Below are 17,066 nucleotides of genomic sequence, written 5' to 3' on the forward strand. Positions count from 1 at the left end.
TCCTTGTATTATAGTTGTGGTCGGCAAACCTACTATAATTTTACAACGGAGGTTTTTTTATTTCTACTCACCGCTAGAAGCTTTCCGGAACCACAGGTCGAACCTGTGGTATTCTAAATACAAATAAAATAGCTACCCATTTTCGGGTAGCTATTTCACTAATTTTTAGCTTCTTCTGATAAATCTTCAAATATATTATTTATTAACTCATCTTTTCCTTTTTTATTTAAAGATGAGAAGAAATAAAACTTATCAGTACTTCCAAGTCCTAATGTTTCCTTTATTAATTTTCTACTTTTAGCAAGCTCATTATTTGAAAGCTTATCACTCTTTGTTGCTATTACTATACAATCATAATCAAAATGTTTAATCCATTCATACATCATAATATCATCTGCTGTAGGTTTGTGTCTTGAGTCAACTAATAGTATAACTCTTTTTAACTCCTCCCTATCTGTCAGATACATCTCTATGGTTTTTCCCCAACTTTCTTTTTCTTTTTTAGAGACCTTAGCATATCCATATCCAGGTAAATCAACTAAGTAAAAATCATCATTTATCAAGAAAAAGTTTATTAATCTTGTCTTACCAGGCGTTTGAGATACCTTAGCAAGTTTTCTTCTGTTTGTTAAAGCGTTTATTATAGAACTCTTACCTACGTTAGATCTTCCAACGAAAGCAATTTCATTTCTACCGTCTATTGGATATTGATTTCTCTTGACAGCAGATATAATAAACTCTGATTTTTTAATTATCACTTTTATCAACTCCGATTAATGCATTTTGTAATACCTCTTCAACATTATCAGCAAATATTAAATTTAATTTCCCTTTAATTGATGATGGTATTTCATCTACATTCTTTTTATTTTCTTTTGGTAAAATAATAGTATCAATACCTATTCTATGCGCAGCTAAACACTTTTCTTTAACACCACCAATAGCTAATACTCTTCCTGTTAAAGTAACTTCTCCAGTCATAGCTATATTTCCTTTTACTTCTCTTTTAGATAAAGCAGATACTAAAGCTGTAACTAATGTTACTCCTGCCGAAGGACCATCCTTTGGAACTGCTCCTTCTGGTACATGAATATGAATATCATTTTTCTTATAGAAATCAGCTGCTATGTCATATTTATCACTATTAGCTCTTACATAACTATAAGCAGCTTTAGCCGATTCTTGCATTACTGATCCTAATTGACCTGTTAATTCAAGTTTACCATTTCCCTTCATAACAGCTACTTCTACTGGCAATGTATCTCCACCATATGCTGTCCAAGCAAGACCAGTAACAACTCCAATCTTGTCTTTTTTATCATCATTTCCAAACTCAAATACAACTGGACCTATATATTTCTCTAGCTTATTTGATGAAACTGTTAGACTCTTCTTTTTACTCTTAATTAATTCAGTAATAGCTTTTCTAATTACCTTGTTAATTTGTCTTTCTAAAGTTCTAACACCAGATTCTCTAGTATATCCATTTACTATTTCTTTTATAGTATTATCTGAAATTTTTATTGTTTTTTCATCAACACCATATTCTTCCATAGCCCTCTTAATCAAATGATTTTTAGCAATATGGAACTTTTCTTCATAAGTATACCCTGAAACCTGAATTATTTCCATTCTATCAAGTAATGCTCTAGGAATAGTATCTAATGAGTTAGCAGTAGTAATGAAAAGAACATTAGATAAATCAATAGGAACTTCCATATAGGCATCTCTAAATGTTTTATTTTGATTTTGATCTAAAACTTCTAATAAAGCATCTGCTGGATTACCTTTATAGTCTGCACTTAATTTATCAATTTCATCTAATAAAATCAATGGATTGTTTACTTTAGCTTCCTTTAAAGCATAAACTAATCTTCCTGGCATTGCACCAATATAAGTTCTTCTATGACCTCTTATTTCAGCTTCATCACGAATTCCTCCTAAGGAAATTCTCACAAATTTTTTATTTAGTGACTTAGCTACTGATTTAGCAATAGAACTCTTACCTACCCCTGGAGGCCCCACCAAGCATAAAATAGGTCCCTTTAGAGATTTTGTATATTGCTTTACTGCTAAATACTCTAGAATTCTTTCTTTTACTTCTTCTAATCCATAATGTTCTTCATCAAGTATAATTGAAGCTTTTTCTATATCAAAAGAATCTTTAGTAGACTTATTCCAAGGTAATGCAACTATCCAATCTAAATAATTTCTAATATTATTTCCATCACTAGAATTAGATGATTTTAATCTTGATAGCTCATACTCTGCCTTTTCTCTTACTTCTTTTGGCATTTTAAGCTTCTTTAAATCATTAGTATATTTATTTATTTCTCTCTTTTCTTCATCTTCTCCAAGTTCTTCTTGAATAGCTTTAATTTGTTCTCTCAAGAAATATTCCTTATTACTTCTATCAAGCTTAGTCTTTACTTTGTTACCTATCTCTTTTTCTATTTCAACTATCTGTATTTCCTCATCAATAAAAACAAGTAATTTTTCTATTCTATCATGAACATCAATAGTTTCTAATATCAACTGCTTCTTTTCATCCTCTAATTGTATATAAGCAGCAATTAAATCTGTAACTTTTCCTAAATTCTTTTCCTGATCCATCATTTGAAGAACTTTACTATTGTCACCTTCTGTTGCATGTATATATGCTGCAAAGGCTTTGCCAAGCTGATTTCTAAAGGCTAAATCTTCATTAGTTTCAACATTTTTTTCAGATTCTGCTATTTTTTCAATAACACCTCTTAAATGATTATCTTTTTCTTCAAACTCTAATAATCTAGCCCTCTCTATACCTTCAACTAAAACTCTCGTAGTTCCTTTTGGAAGTTTAAGTATTTGCTTTATTTTACATATGGTTCCTATTGAGTACATGTCCTCTTTTTCAGTTGGTAACTCAACTTCTGGATCCTTTTGAGTAACTAAAAATATTTTACCCTCTTGTAACATTGCTTCTTCAAGAGAAGCAATAGACTTTTCTCTACCAATATCAAAATGTATAATCATATTGGGAAAAATAGTAATACCCCTAAGAGGAATTAACGGCAATAAAATTGAATCTGTATTCATTTTCCCCCTCCATTCTAAATATCATCTTATTAATACATTTAACTTTTCTATTATACACATAAATATTATTTTTTTCAACTTTATCCGAAAACTAACTAAATTGTCCGTTAAAGCTTAAGTGCCGTGATGCCGAAAATTAATGATATTACCTCCATGAATTAGTGTAATTTTCGTTAAGAATTTATATTATTTTTTCCAGAAAAAGTCCTAAAGCTTCGAAGTTCACTATCGTTTACCTCAGCTTCTTAACGGACTTTCTCTTCCAAAAACAATTAAATTCTAAAACTTAATTACAATATTCCTTCCGATAATATCATTAATTTTTCTCTATCACTAGCTTTTAAGCTAAAGAATACAATTTCCTGTGTAACCACCTTAAGAGTTAACAACTTCTGCTATACTTAAATTTAAAAATTATTAATTAGAAATACTTTAACTTTAATAAAATACATTTAATTTAAAATATAACTATCATATCAGAATAATTTATAGCACAAAACATTAACTATAAGGTGCTGTGTTATAAGCAAACACATGTAAAAAGAAAAATGAAATATTTATTTTTTCGCTTCCATGTGGTGCGCAATATTATTCAATTATTCTTTTCCTTTAGCTGATAAAATATCTATTTTAGAACTTATAGGATCTATTATACATAAATCTAACACTTCTTTAATATGTTTAACTTTAATTATTGATATTCCATCATATTCGGAAAAGCTGTCATTCCAATTTGATTCTGGAATTAGTACTCTTGTTGCTCCTGCCTTTTTAGCTGCTAATATCTTAGCATTAACTCCCCCAATAGGATTAACAGTACCTAAAAGGCTTATTTCTCCAGTCATTGCAATTTTACTATCAATGGGCTTTCTTACTATAGCGCTATATACGGCGCTAGCAATTGCTATTCCAGCAGATGGACCATCTACAGGGATTCCCCCTGGTATATTTATATGAATATCATATTGTTCACATTTTAAATCAAAGATATTATTTAAAGCTGTTAACACATTTTGTATTGAAGAATATGCAGTACTTTTTCTCTTAATTTTTCTATTACTCATAGTAATCTCTTCTTCTTCAATAATACCTGAAATTTTCAATTCTCCACTTCTATTTAATACCTTTTTAGCTGTAGCTTCAATCTCCATTAACATTCCTATATTAGCTCCATGAACAGCTAATCCATTAACCACTCCAATCTGAGGTTTTTCTGGAACTCTTATATCAGGTATTTCTGTATATTGGCCATTTTCAATAACCCATTTTATATCATCCTCAGTAATATTTTCTCTATCTTCGTTAATAGCAATTCCTGCACATAACTGAACCAAATTAACTACTTCTCTACCATTAGAGCAATGTCTACTAATAATATCTAACCCTTTATCTGTACTCTTTAATCCAACACGTTCTATAGCCCTACTTCCTATCTCTCTTATTTCATCAGTTTGTAATCCCCTAAAAAACACCTCTACACATCTAGATCTTATAGCAGGAATAATTTCTTCGGGACTTCTAGTTGTTGCACCTATAAGCCTAAAATCTGCTGGTAATCCATTATCAAATATCTCCTTTATAAAAGTAGGCATATTAGGATCTTCTGAGCTATAATATGAACTATCCAAAAACACTTTTCTATCTTCTAGTACCTTTAACAACTTATTCATTTCTATAGGATGCAATTCACCTATTTCATCTATAAATAATATCCCACCATGAGCCTTTGTTACAGCTCCTGGTTTAGGCTGTGGTATACCTGCAACTCCTAATGCTCCAGCTCCTTGATAAATAGGATCATGAACTGAACCTATCAAAGGATCAGCTATACCTCTTTCATCAAATCTTATAGTTGTAGCATCAATTTCAACAAATTTAGCATCTCTTTTAAAGGGTGATTTTTCCCTCTTTTTAGCTTCTTCTAGCACCAATCTAGCTGCAGCTGTTTTCCCTATTCCAGGCGGCCCATAAATAATAACATGTTGAGGATTAGGACCACATATAGCTGCTTTTAATGCTTTTATTCCTTCCTCTTGCCCTATAATATCTTCAAAATTAATAGGTCTACTTTTCTCCGTTAAAGGTTCTGTTAACTTTACTCTTCTCATTTTAAGAAGCTTTTCCATTTCCTTCTTATTTTCTTTATCTACTACTACTGTTCTAGAATGATTCGCTTTATTACTATTAAATAGATATATTATAAATAGAATCATCATTATAAATTGTAGAATTATCATTATCTCACTCATAAAGTTCTATCCTCCACTTTTATAAATTCTATTTGTATTATTAACCTTTAATAGTTGTATTATTCCATAATTAGTAGTAATTAATTATAATTTTTTCTAATATTGCTAATAATTAAAAAAGTAAAAACACCTCTAGAAATCTAGAGGTGTTTTATTATGCCGTTTCCATACCTTTTCTTTTTTTAGTTTTTTTAGATTTTAAAGCCGGTCTAACTTCATTTTCACCTAATCTTACTAATTCAGGTAATTGCTTAGACTTAATTGTTGCTTCTGTAATAATGACTTTGCTTATATTTTCATCTGATGGAACATCAAACATAACATCAATCATTATATCTTCCACAATTGCTCTTAATCCTCTAGCTCCAGTTTTTCTTGCGATAGCTTCATCTGCAATAGCTTTAAGTGCATCTTCAGTAAACTCTAATTCTACATTGTCAATTTCAAATAATTTATTATATTGTTTAACTAATGCATTTTTAGGTTGACTTAAAATGTTAATTAAAGCATCCTGGTCTAAAGATTCTAAAGAAACTACCATTGGTAATCTTCCTACAAACTCTGGTATTAATCCAAACTTTAATAAATCTTCTGGAAGAATATTCTTTAAAGCTTCACCAACATCTTTAGTTTCCTTAGATTGAATTTCAGCTCCAAATCCCATTGTGCTTACTCTTGTTCTCTTTTGGATTATTTTTTCTATACCATCAAAAGCTCCACCACAAATAAATAATATATTTGAAGTATTAATTTGAATAAACTCTTGATGCGGATGCTTTCTTCCACCTTGTGGTGGTACAGAAGCTGTTGTTCCTTCTAAAATTTTTAATAACGCTTGTTGAACCCCTTCACCAGAAACATCTCTAGTTATAGATGGATTCTCAGACTTTCTAGCAATTTTATCAATCTCATCAATATAAATTATACCTTTTTCTGCCTTTTCAACATCATAATCAGCATTTTGGATTAGTTTAAGTAAAATATTTTCAACATCTTCACCTACGTATCCTGCTTCTGTTAAAGTTGTTGCATCAGCTATTGCAAATGGAACATTTAAAAACTTAGCTAGGGTTTGAGCTAATAAAGTTTTACCTGATCCAGTTGGTCCTAATAATAATATATTACTTTTTTGAAGCTCTATATCATCATCTATCATATTAGCTTTAACTCTTTTATAATGATTGTAAACAGCAACTGATAATGCCTTTTTTGCTCTATCTTGCCCAATTACATATTGATCTAAATATGCTTTAATTTCTGTTGGTTTTGGTAATGCTGTAGTATCTAATTCTACATTATCTTCAAATTCATCTTGAATTATGTCAGAACACAAATCTATACACTCATCACATATATATACGCCAGGTCCGGCAATTAATCTTTTTACTTGATCTTGATTTTTACCACAAAATGAACACTTTAATTGCTTTTTATCTTCAAATTTAGCCATAACATCACCTCACTTTGGCTTATCCTGCCAAAAATTAATTATTTTTTATTCTTAACAATAACTTCGTCGATTAATCCAATATTTAATGCTTCATCTGCACTCATGAAATTATCTCTTTCACACATTTGAACCATAGTTTCATAATCAACTTTTCCATTAGTAGATTCTGCCATTGTTCTAGTTAAAGTTTCTTTTATCTTTAATATTCTTCTAGCATGAATATCAATATCAGTAGCCTGACCTTGGAATCCTCCTAATGGTTGGTGAATCATTATTTCACTATTTGGAAGCGCGAATCTCTTTCCTGGAGCTCCACTTGATAATAAGAATGCTCCCATAGAAGCGGCCATACCAATACAAATTGTACTTACATCACATTTTATATATTGCATAGTGTCATAAATAGCCATTCCAGAAGTAATTGAACCACCTGGACTATTTATGTAAAGATAAATATCTTTATCAGGATCTTCACTCTCTAAAAATAATAATTGAGCTACTACTAAATTAGCAGTAACATCGTTAACTTCACCACTAAGCATTATAATTCTGTCTTTTAAAAGTCTTGAAAATATATCGTAAGACCTTTCTCCTCTTCCTGTTTGTTCTACAACATATGGAATATAATTGCTCATTTTTGCATTCCCTCCTTTTCTCTTTAAAACCCTTCTTACTTTATAATATATCCAACTAATCAAAAGTAATTATATTAAAATTATATAAATTTTACTTTATTTTGTTAAAGAAATATTTTAATAATTGCCAGAATTTCTTCTGGCAATTAATATAAGACTATTTATTATTTTCAAGTAATAATTTCATTGTTTTATTTGTAATAACGTCAGCTCTTAATGCAGCTTGTTGGCTTTGCATTAATAAATCAACCATTTTTTCATCTTCAGATGCAGCATACATCTTAGCAACTTCTACAGCTTTTGCTCTTATTTCTTCTTCAGTAGCTTCAACATTTTCAGCTTTTTCTATAGCTTCTAAAACTAAGTCTACTTTTACTTTAGTTTGAGCATTAGTTCTCATGTATTCTCTCATCTTTTCTTCATCAGTTCCTGTGAATTGGAAGTATTGTTCTAAAGTTAAACCTTGATATTGTAATCTTTGTTGTAAGTTTTGAACCATTTTATCTACTTCTTTTTCTACCATAACTTCTGGAATTTCAACCTTTGCATTTCCAGCTACAGCAGTAATAACAGCTTCTTCAAATTCTCTTTCTGATCTTTCAGCATTAGCTTCTTCTAATTTTTTAGTTACATCAGCTTTTAAATCAGCTATAGTATCAAACTCAGATGTTTCTTTAGCAAATTCATCATCTAATTCTGGTAATTCTTTAACTTTTATTTCTTTTATAGTAACTTCAAATTTAGCTGGCTTTCCATTTAACTCTTCTTTTCCATAGTTTTCTGGGAAAGTAACATTAACTTCTACTGTATCATTTACTTTAGCTCCAACTAATTGTTCTTCAAATGTATCAATGAAAGTTTTTGATCCAATTTCTAAAGAGTAGTCTTTTCCTTCTCCACCTTGGAATGCTTCTCCATCAACATATCCTTTGAAGTCAATAACAGCTATGTTTCCATTTTCAACTGTTCCTTCTTCTTTAGCTTCAACTCTAGCATTCTTTTCTTGCATTTCTTTAAGCTTCTTTGAAACTTCTTCTTCAGTTACTTCATATGTTTTCTTTTCTATTGATAATCCTTTGTATTCACCTAATTCAACTTCTGGATAAACAGTAACTTCTGCAGTATAAACAAAGTCTTTACCTTCTCCAACTTCAACTACATCTATCTTTGGATAGTCTACTGGTACTATATTATTTTCTTTTAATACTTCACTGTATGATCCTTCTATTGCAAAGTTAACAGCATCCTCTAAAAGAACTTCTATTCCATAATATTTTTTAACCACATTCATAGGAACTTTTCCTTTTCTGAATCCTGGAACATTGAAATTCTTAACATTTTTCTTATACGCTCTTGTTAAAGCTGCATCAAATTTTTCTGCTTCAACCTTCACTTCAAACTTAACGATATTTACATCGATTTTTTCCATTTTAGCTTCCATTGTATATTCCTCCTAAAAAAGTATCTCTTGTTTGATTAATACAACTAGCTTATTATAACACATTTAAGCTATTTTTTACAAATGTTTGTTCACAAAATTACTTAATAATTTGCCCTTCATTAGTAATATACATAATATTGCCATCAATTTCAACCTTTAAGCCATTATCTTGATTTTTAGATAACTTAATATAATCTACTTTTAAATCTTCATTGATATTATGTATATTATTATTATTAAATAACTAGTGAAACAAACTATTTTAACTCGCCCTCTAATTTAGGAATATTAGTAACATATGCTATTTGCTCATCATTAACTATTTTCTCTTGACTATACCAAAGATAATTTGAATTATTATTTAATATTTCACTTTTAGAAATACTTTCCCCATTTTGTGATATATATTCACTTAATGTTAAATCTATAATATTTTTTAGTATTAATCAAATAAATTTTCTAGTCACTGTTTATAATTAAAACTTTATCTTTATTAATGTCAATTGATATTAAATCTTTATCCGCTTTAATATCAACTATTTCTAAATCATCATTATTTTTTATAGTCTTTAAAGTTAAAATGTAATCATCAATTGATACATATATGCCTTCTGTTTTAAAATTATTATATTTCTTCTTTTTTTCTCTTCCTCATGACTTTCTCATAATTCCTACTAAATATACTTACCTTAGCCACACTGCACCTCCCCTACAGAAAAATCTTATTTACAACTATAATTTTAACATATAAGAATTAGCCAATAAACATTTATTTACTTATTTATACATTTTTACTATTTATAAATTTTCCATTCTTTTCTAACTTATTATTCGACAATCCATTATCTTGATTTACAACATTTTTTTACCTTGTTGCATCCATTGCACTTTTTGTTACTATTACCTTTAGTACTACAACACCCTCCACACTTTAACATACCTAAATCTCTCATTTCTTCTATAGTTAATTTAACTTCATTTTCACTATACGCTTCATAATCAGGCTTATCCTTAAGAATATCTTCCCTATAAAACATTTTATTTTCCTCCTTTTCACCCATATATTAACATTATTATATACAACTTTTCTTCTAAATTTATACATAAAAAAAATTTTTTCAACTTTTTTTGTAAAAATTATTTGATTTTATTAAATACTATTGTATAATATTTATATAGTATTTAATTTATAAATACTCTTAAACAGCCCATACCGCTCTATAATTAAATATAATTATGGAGTTTTAATAAAACCCCACACAATCACTTATTCCCTTTCTTAAGTGATTGTAATCCCTTAAACCTGTGCTTAGCACAGGTTTTTTATTTACAAGAAATATAACTTAAACCTTCCTCAATATTATTGTCTTACTTAAACTTTATTATACAAAAGGGCTATGTTTTCACATAACCCTTTTTTATATACTAATTATAAAAATCTAATAAGGTATATAATTTAAAGGATCTACAGCTTCTCCATTAATCCTTATTTCAAAATGTAGATGAGGGCCTGTACTATTTCCAGTTGAACCTACAGTTGCAATTATATCTCCTTGTGAAACAGTATCACCATAAGAAACATTTAAAGTCTGAGCATGAGGGTATAATGTCTGAACTCCATTTCCGTGTCCCAAAATTATAGTATTACCATATCCACTTATCCATCCTGAATATTCAACTACTCCACTTTTTGAAGCCTTAATTGGATCCCCATAATTTCCTGCATAATCTATTCCTTTGTGCAATTTATATTCACCTGTAACAGGATTAACTCTATAGCCATAATAGCTAGTTATTACCCCTGGAACTGGGCGTAGGAATCCACTTTCATTAGGTAAAGTCTCTAACTTGTCATTATTACCTGTACCACCAGCAACACTATTAATTATTCTATCTAACTCAGCTTCTAACTCACTATTATGTGATTCTAATTCTTCTATTTGATTATTTATAGAATTGCTATTATTTTCTAAAGATGCAATACTATTCAGTTTTTCATTTTGAAGAGCTAAAAGTTCTTTTCTTTTCTCTTCCTCTTTATTTTGTATAGCCACAACGCTGTTTTTTGCACTAACTATTTCTTCTTGTTTTTCTTTTATAGCAATTTGCTTTTCCTCTTGTTCTTTTATCTTTAAATTTATTTCACTAATTTCAACAGCTATACGTTCTTGACTTTGTATAGATTTATCTATTAACCCTTTATCAAAAGTAATTATTCTAGAGATATTTGATAAATTCTGAAAAAGCTCCAATATATTCTTACTTTTAAGAATCATATAAATATATTGCTTTGATAAATCAAGTTTGTAAATACCTCTTATTCTATCATCTAACAACTCTTGAATTTTCTCTTGCTCCTCTTTTAACTCTTCAATATATTTTTTCTTTATTTCAATTTGATTTTTACTTTCTGTAATAGCATAATTTAAGTCATTTATATCCGACTGTATCTCATCTATTTGTTTTTGATATTCACTAATTTCTTTTTGAAGCTCATAAAGTTCACTTTCTTTTTCCTGTATATCAGCTTCTAATCCTGTTAGTTGATTTTTCTCCTCTTCAATCTGACTATTTAAATTTTCTTTTTCTTCTTGAAGATTTTCAATTTTGTTTTTATTACTTTCTATTTCTTCTTTTATAGAATCTTTTTTAGTTGCAAATGCATAAGTATTGTTTACTAATATGCAGATAAGTACTGTATATATAATCTTTTTTCTATTATTCATTTTATCCCCCACATTTTATCATTAGTTATTAATCTTTATATATCTATTTTCTGTATTCCTTTAATTATAAAATCTTCATTTTCATACTCTAAATTTAGAATAAAAGAACTTTCATTAGAATTTTTAACAAAAGGTAACAATTTTTTATATACACTATAATTAATCCTTGTTACCAAACTAGCTTTATATATATTATCTTCATATTTAAAATCACTTTTCTCAATTTCAACACTTAAGTCAGTTATTTCATAATTATTACTTAGTAAAAAAGCTTTCTCATTAATATAGTTATAAACCATATCCTTTACTTCTTCAGTAGCACCTAAAATAAGACTTTTATCTTTACTATTCAATGCTTCAAATGAGCTAAAATAAAATTCATTTACCTTCTCATCAATCATATTATTCAATTCATCATTTACCATATTTATATCAAGCTTAATATATTGATCATTACTTATTAATACTTCTTCACTATTAATTTTTCCCCATGGAAACTCTCTCTCAAGATGTATTTTAATATCCTTATCCTTTGGAAGAGGTCCATAATTTTTAACATCTTTAGCTTCTAATCCAGTATCAAGGTCATTAATAAATACTTTTGCATCATCAAAATTTGAATACAATGTAATATATCTTCCATCAACATTTATTTCAACAGTTTCATCTTCCATTAAATTTACAATTTTACTTTCACTTATATCACCATATTCTGTCTTATATGTATATAAAACTTTATATGTACCTGGAATCACATCAAACTCAGCTTTATCAATTAAATTAAATCTTTTATTTGAAAACTCTATATCAACACCATTTATATTTGTAATAAAACTAACATTAATAGTATTAATATCAATATAATATTTTTCCTTTAAAAATCCTTTTCTACTTTCTACTGTAAAGTTTCCACTTTTCCCAACTTTTCTTAGTTCATTGACTATTTTTTTAATCCTTACTTTATCTTTATCATATCCATCAATTAAAGGTTGCAATTCCTTAGATGATACTTTTTCATTTTCTACTTTCACATACTGAGCTAACGTAGAAGGATTTCCATTAATTAAAGCTAATTCAAATTTACTTAAAACTTCTTCTTTAGATAAACTAAAACTACTAAGTAAAAATATAAAAATCGCAAATATATATATAAACATTATGAGGAATTTAAGTCTATTTCTTTCCCATAGCGTTTTAACACCTATTTCCTTAATGTTTTTAATATCTTTGATAAAGCTTAAAAAATTAGAATTAAGATTTTCATAACCTTCTTTTATTATTTCTTTAAGATTTCTCATAAAGTATTACTCCAAAATATCTATAATCCATTTTCCACAAGATACACATTTATATAATCTAATAACAAATAAATCCATTACTTGCCCATTTGCTAAACCTGGATTTTCCTCAATTTCTTTTTTAGTTATAAATTCATCTTCTTGATTTAAAAAGCCTTGAATTTCAACTATATAATTTTTATTGCTTTTTCCACAACAGTCATTTTCACCAACACATTCAATCTCTTCATATGTTAATTCATTTTGTAATTCTTCTATTATAGGTAATAAATCCTCAAATTCATTTATATCATCTAAAAAGTCCTCTTTATTAAAAATTAAATCTTGAATTGTAAATAACTTCATATTTCTACTCCTTACATAAAATAATATACTCTACTCATAATATATCATTTATTTCGTACTATTCAACATTTTTTTAGTTATTTCTAAATCTAAAATAAATATAATAAAAATGTTTATTTATTTGTATAAATTTATATAAATAGTTTGTTTTCCATTGAAAAATTTATATTTTTATATTAAATTAAAATTTGAACATTATTTTAATAAATTTTACAGAATACGAGGAGAAATACTAATGAAAAGAAATACTAATTCTAGCTCTAAAACTAGAAGACTCGTTCTCATAGGTGCACTAGGTGGAATATCTATTTTTCTTGGTGTAAGCGGTTTAGGACTAATACGCTTACCTATCTTCAGCCTTACTATAATGCATATCCCTGTAATTATAGGTGCATTATTAGAAGGTCCTGTTGTAGGTATAGCTGTTGGGTTAATTTTTGGCTTATTTTCAATGTATCAAAATATTACAGCTCCTGGATTAACATCATTTATATTTTGGAACCCAATAGTTGCATTAATCCCAAGGATGTTGATTGGTATAGTAGCATATTATTCATTTAAACTACTTAAAAGTAAAATTAAAAGTACTGGAGTTTGTGCCGGTATTGCATCAATCTTAGCTACATTAACCAATACAATTGGTGTATTAGGATTAACTTATATTTTATACCTTGATAAATATGCACAAGCAAGAGAAATCTCAAGAGACGCCGTAGCTGGTACTTTACTTACTGTTGGCTTAACTAACGGAATCCCTGAAGCTATAGTGTCAGCATTAATAACAATACCAATAGTTGTTACAATGCTAAAAATTAAAAGAAACTAATTATATTTAATACATACTAAGATATACATAATTATCTAAGTATGTATTATTTTTTATCTTTTTACCATTCTATAATTTAGTTCCATTTGCTACTTAAAATATTCTTTTTTTCCTTTATTCCCTTGTTTTTAATAGATTATATAAATTAACTCTGCACATAATACTAGTGTAAGTAAAAACAAATTACTTACAAAAAACATAAATATTAATTTATTTAAAGGAGGGTCTTTTATGGCTCAAAAGTTAGTACCAGAAGCAAAAAACGGATTATCAAAATTTAAGAATGAAGTAGCAAGCGAAATGGGAGTTCCTTTCACAGATTACAACGGAAACTTAACTTCTAAACAATGCGGAAGCGTTGGCGGAGAAATGGTTAAGAGAATGGTTGAACAATACGAACAAGGAATAAAGTAAGCTAACTAAAAAAATAAGTTAATAAAACAAAATAAGAGAGTGTGAATATCTAAATTGATATTTACACTCTCTACCCTTGTATGATTTTATTAATAATTATTATTTTATTTCTCTTCTATAAAAACTTCTACACCATAATGATCAGAAATTATATCTTTATTTATATCATTAAATATTACATTAGATTTTTTCACTTCTATATCTTTATTAGTTAATATTAAATCTAATCTTTTATCTTCAGATTGAGCTTCCCAACCTGCAATTTCTCCCTTAACAGTAATTCCTGAATCTTTTACTTTAGCATTACAATAAGTGTCTATTAATCCCTTACTTATTAAATAATCATATCCTTCACTTCTTATTAATGCATTGTTATTAAAATCCCCCATAATGAATGATAATCTTTCATTAGATATATTCTCTAATAATTTATCTGCTTGATATTTAAAAGGTTCTATATCATCATTCCACCAACCTGTATGACAACTATAAAAATCAATTAGTTCATCATTCATCTCAATTGTTATACTTACTATATTTCTACTTCTATAATTACTTTTATCATTGCTTTGTGAAATATAGAAAGATTTAGAATCTTTAATTTTATGCTTTGTAAGTATTGCTAGACCTTCTTCATATATATCATATCCTATATGTGAATAATCCCATATGAAATTATATTTATACTCATCAAGTTTATTTAATTCTTTAATCAATAACATAGCAAAGTTATCTTCTTTAATTATTGAATTAACAGAGTTAGAATCAATACTTTGACTTACCTCTTGAAGTGTAACTACATCATACTGCTTCTCTTTAATAACACTTGCTAAATATTTAATTTTTTCAACTTGATTTTCTTCTTGCCACGAATGACAATTTAAAGTTAAAAGTTTCATATTAAACCCCTACTAAACTCCTAATATATCTTGAATATTCGATTTTAATACATCTGCCTTTGGACCATAGATTGCTTGAACTCCACTATCTTTTAATATTAATCCTAATGCTCCATTTTTCTTCCACTCTTTTTCATCTGCAACTTTTTCAATATCTTTAACAGTTACTCTTAAACGAGTCATACATGCATCAACATCTTCAATATTTTCTTTTTCACCTAATAAAGAAATTATTTTTAAAGATAATACATCATTAGCTGTAGCTTTATCTATTGCAGCTTCCTTTGTTGAATCACTTGACTCTTCCTCATCATAATTCCCTAAACGTCCTGGTGTTGGAATCTTGAATTTTTTAATACAGAAACTAAATACACCAAAGTTAATTCCAAAGAATGCTAAACAAGCAATAACAAAATTAATAACATCTCCAAGCAATCCAGCATTAATCATCATAGGCACACGTGTTATAAGCTCTATTGCACCAAAACCATGAACTCTTAAATTAATTATATCAGCTAAAGCAAATGCTAGTCCTGTTAATATTGCATAAATTACATAAAGTACTGGTGAAATAAACATAAATAAGAATTCTATCGGCTCACTTACACCTGTTAAAAATACAGCTAAACTAATTGATATAAACATTGATTTATATTTTTTCTTTTTATCTGCATCTACATTTTTATACATAGCTAATGCAACACCTAATAATGATGCTGTTGATAATATTACTTGTCCAGCTTTAAATCTCGCTGGAGTTACTGTTGCTAATAAATTATTATATTCAGCCATGTTTCCTGCAGACTTAAAGTTAATTAAATCTGTTATCCAAGCAAACCATAATGGATCTTGACCTGCAATAACTGTACCTGCTGCTGCTCCTGTTAAGGATGTATAAACTCCACCTAATTCAGTATAATTAACAGGAATCGTTAACATATGATGTAATCCAAATGGTAATAATAAACGTTCTAATGCTCCATATACAAATGGTGCTAATACTGGTGCTGTATCCTTTGAATTTGCAAGCCAAATACCAAAGCTATTTAAAGCACCTTGCGCAAAAGGCCAAATTATAGATAATATAACAGCAGTAACTGTTGACCATAAAATAACAACGAATGGAACAAATCTTTTTCCATTAAAGAAATTTAACGCTTGTGGTAATTTGTTATAGTTATAATATTTATTAAATAATGTTGCACCTAAGAAACCTGAAATAATTCCTATAAATACACCCATATTTAAGGCAGGAGATCCTAAAACACTTGTAAAGTAATCTGGAACTGTTAATGTTGCTCCTAATAACGACTTAACTGTTGCAGTACTATCTGCTAACATTTCAGTACTTACTCCAAATATCGCACCTGTAATACGATTAATAAGAACAAATGATAATAATCCTGCGAAAGCTCCCCCTGCTCTTTCCTTAGCCCATGAACCACCTATTGCAACTGCGAATAATATATGTAAGTTTCCAATTATTCCCCAACCTATATTATCCATAACTCTTGATACTGCTTGTATTATATCTGCCTCAAAATACATTCCTAGCAGTTTTCCTATAGTTATCATTAATCCAGCTGCTGGCATAACAGCAATAACTACTAATAACGCCTTACCAAACTTTTGCCAAAAATCGAAAGATAATAATTTGCCCTTTTTCTTTGTTTTACCCATTTTTATTCCCCTTTTCATTAGGAGG

At 28.3% G+C, this 17,066-nt stretch carries 14 protein-coding genes; 2 read left to right on the top strand and 12 right to left on the bottom strand.

Annotation, left to right across the window (positions count from 1 at the left end; all coding sequences use genetic code 11):
• Positions 1–158: 158 nt before the first annotated feature.
• The 10 genes from yihA to EJJ37_RS11515 form a co-directional block, all read right to left on the bottom strand.
• Positions 159–758 (bottom strand): ribosome biogenesis GTP-binding protein YihA/YsxC, encoded by a 600-nt coding sequence (gene yihA, locus EJJ37_RS11470; RefSeq protein WP_133015721.1) that lies wholly within the window; start codon positions 756–758, stop codon positions 159–161.
• A complete protein-coding gene (gene lon, locus EJJ37_RS11475) occupies positions 748–3,078 on the bottom strand; it encodes an endopeptidase La (protein WP_133015722.1) in 2,331 nt (776 codons plus the stop codon). Before lon ends, yihA begins: the two co-directional genes overlap by 11 nt.
• Before the next feature lie 596 nt (positions 3,079–3,674).
• Positions 3,675–5,327 carry an ATP-dependent protease LonB gene (gene lonB, locus EJJ37_RS11480; RefSeq protein WP_133015723.1) on the bottom strand — a complete coding sequence of 551 codons (1,653 nt, stop codon included), beginning with the start codon at positions 5,325–5,327 and terminating at the stop codon, positions 3,675–3,677.
• A 154-nt stretch (positions 5,328–5,481) separates the two neighbouring features.
• A complete protein-coding gene (gene clpX, locus EJJ37_RS11485; protein WP_133015724.1) occupies positions 5,482–6,777 on the bottom strand; it encodes an ATP-dependent protease ATP-binding subunit ClpX in 1,296 nt (431 codons plus the stop codon).
• A 38-nt stretch (positions 6,778–6,815) separates the two neighbouring features.
• Positions 6,816–7,412, bottom strand: a complete 597-nt coding sequence (gene clpP, locus EJJ37_RS11490; protein WP_133015725.1) for an ATP-dependent Clp endopeptidase proteolytic subunit ClpP — start codon at positions 7,410–7,412, stop codon at positions 6,816–6,818.
• 157 nt (positions 7,413–7,569) lie between these two features.
• Positions 7,570–8,853: a trigger factor gene (gene tig, locus EJJ37_RS11495; protein ID WP_133015726.1), complete on the bottom strand. Its 1,284-nt coding sequence runs from the start codon at positions 8,851–8,853 to the stop codon at positions 7,570–7,572.
• Between the two features lie 842 nt (positions 8,854–9,695).
• Positions 9,696–9,890 (bottom strand): hypothetical protein, encoded by a 195-nt coding sequence (locus EJJ37_RS11500; RefSeq protein WP_133015727.1) that lies wholly within the window; start codon positions 9,888–9,890, stop codon positions 9,696–9,698.
• Positions 9,891–10,292: 402 nt separating this feature from the next.
• The gene (locus EJJ37_RS11505; protein ID WP_133015728.1) at positions 10,293–11,579 is read right to left on the bottom strand and encodes a murein hydrolase activator EnvC family protein; all 1,287 of its coding nucleotides are present in this window, start codon (positions 11,577–11,579) and stop codon (positions 10,293–10,295) included.
• Between the two features lie 35 nt (positions 11,580–11,614).
• Positions 11,615–12,877 (bottom strand): TcaA 3rd/4th domain-containing protein, encoded by a 1,263-nt coding sequence (locus EJJ37_RS11510; protein WP_133015729.1) that lies wholly within the window; start codon positions 12,875–12,877, stop codon positions 11,615–11,617.
• A gap of 6 nt (positions 12,878–12,883) precedes the next feature.
• Positions 12,884–13,222, bottom strand: coding sequence for a hypothetical protein (locus EJJ37_RS11515; protein ID WP_133015730.1), 339 nt, complete (start codon positions 13,220–13,222; stop codon positions 12,884–12,886).
• A gap of 235 nt (positions 13,223–13,457) precedes the next feature.
• Here EJJ37_RS11515 and EJJ37_RS11520 point away from each other — a divergent pair, with 235 nt between their 5' ends.
• Entirely contained in the window at positions 13,458–14,048 is a 591-nt protein-coding gene (locus EJJ37_RS11520; RefSeq protein ID WP_133015731.1) for an ECF transporter S component, read from the top strand.
• A gap of 231 nt (positions 14,049–14,279) precedes the next feature.
• Positions 14,280–14,462 (top strand): alpha/beta-type small acid-soluble spore protein, encoded by a 183-nt coding sequence (locus tag EJJ37_RS11525; protein ID WP_133015732.1) that lies wholly within the window; start codon positions 14,280–14,282, stop codon positions 14,460–14,462.
• Positions 14,463–14,566: 104 nt separating this feature from the next.
• Here the strand turns inward: EJJ37_RS11525 and EJJ37_RS11530 are convergent, their stop codons facing one another.
• Positions 14,567–15,361 (bottom strand): endonuclease/exonuclease/phosphatase family protein, encoded by a 795-nt coding sequence (locus EJJ37_RS11530; RefSeq protein ID WP_133015733.1) that lies wholly within the window; start codon positions 15,359–15,361, stop codon positions 14,567–14,569.
• A 12-nt stretch (positions 15,362–15,373) separates the two neighbouring features.
• Positions 15,374–17,041 carry a PTS transporter subunit IIBC gene (locus tag EJJ37_RS11535; protein ID WP_133015787.1) on the bottom strand — a complete coding sequence of 556 codons (1,668 nt, stop codon included), beginning with the start codon at positions 17,039–17,041 and terminating at the stop codon, positions 15,374–15,376.
• Positions 17,042–17,066: the final 25 nt, after the last annotated feature.

The organism is Clostridium cuniculi (genome assembly GCF_004353185.1).
Classification (GTDB): Bacteria; Bacillota; Clostridia; order Clostridiales; family Clostridiaceae; genus Clostridium; species Clostridium cuniculi.

Coding starts and splice junctions, on each gene's coding strand:
- lon (WP_133015722.1), bottom strand. CDS start 3,078: ATGAATACAGATTCAATTTTATTGCCGTTAATTCCTCTTAGGGGTATT.
- clpP (WP_133015725.1), bottom strand. CDS start 7,412: ATGAGCAATTATATTCCATATGTTGTAGAACAAACAGGAAGAGGAGAA.
- EJJ37_RS11535 (WP_133015787.1), bottom strand. CDS start 17,041: ATGGGTAAAACAAAGAAAAAGGGCAAATTATTATCTTTCGATTTTTGG.
- EJJ37_RS11510 (WP_133015729.1), bottom strand. CDS start 12,877: ATGAGAAATCTTAAAGAAATAATAAAAGAAGGTTATGAAAATCTTAAT.
- EJJ37_RS11505 (WP_133015728.1), bottom strand. CDS start 11,579: ATGAATAATAGAAAAAAGATTATATATACAGTACTTATCTGCATATTA.
- lonB (WP_133015723.1), bottom strand. CDS start 5,327: ATGAGTGAGATAATGATAATTCTACAATTTATAATGATGATTCTATTT.
- EJJ37_RS11530 (WP_133015733.1), bottom strand. CDS start 15,361: ATGAAACTTTTAACTTTAAATTGTCATTCGTGGCAAGAAGAAAATCAA.
- EJJ37_RS11525 (WP_133015732.1), top strand. CDS start 14,280: ATGGCTCAAAAGTTAGTACCAGAAGCAAAAAACGGATTATCAAAATTT.
- EJJ37_RS11500 (WP_133015727.1), bottom strand. CDS start 9,890: ATGTTTTATAGGGAAGATATTCTTAAGGATAAGCCTGATTATGAAGCG.
- clpX (WP_133015724.1), bottom strand. CDS start 6,777: ATGGCTAAATTTGAAGATAAAAAGCAATTAAAGTGTTCATTTTGTGGT.
- EJJ37_RS11520 (WP_133015731.1), top strand. CDS start 13,458: ATGAAAAGAAATACTAATTCTAGCTCTAAAACTAGAAGACTCGTTCTC.
- EJJ37_RS11515 (WP_133015730.1), bottom strand. CDS start 13,222: ATGAAGTTATTTACAATTCAAGATTTAATTTTTAATAAAGAGGACTTT.
- tig (WP_133015726.1), bottom strand. CDS start 8,853: ATGGAAGCTAAAATGGAAAAAATCGATGTAAATATCGTTAAGTTTGAA.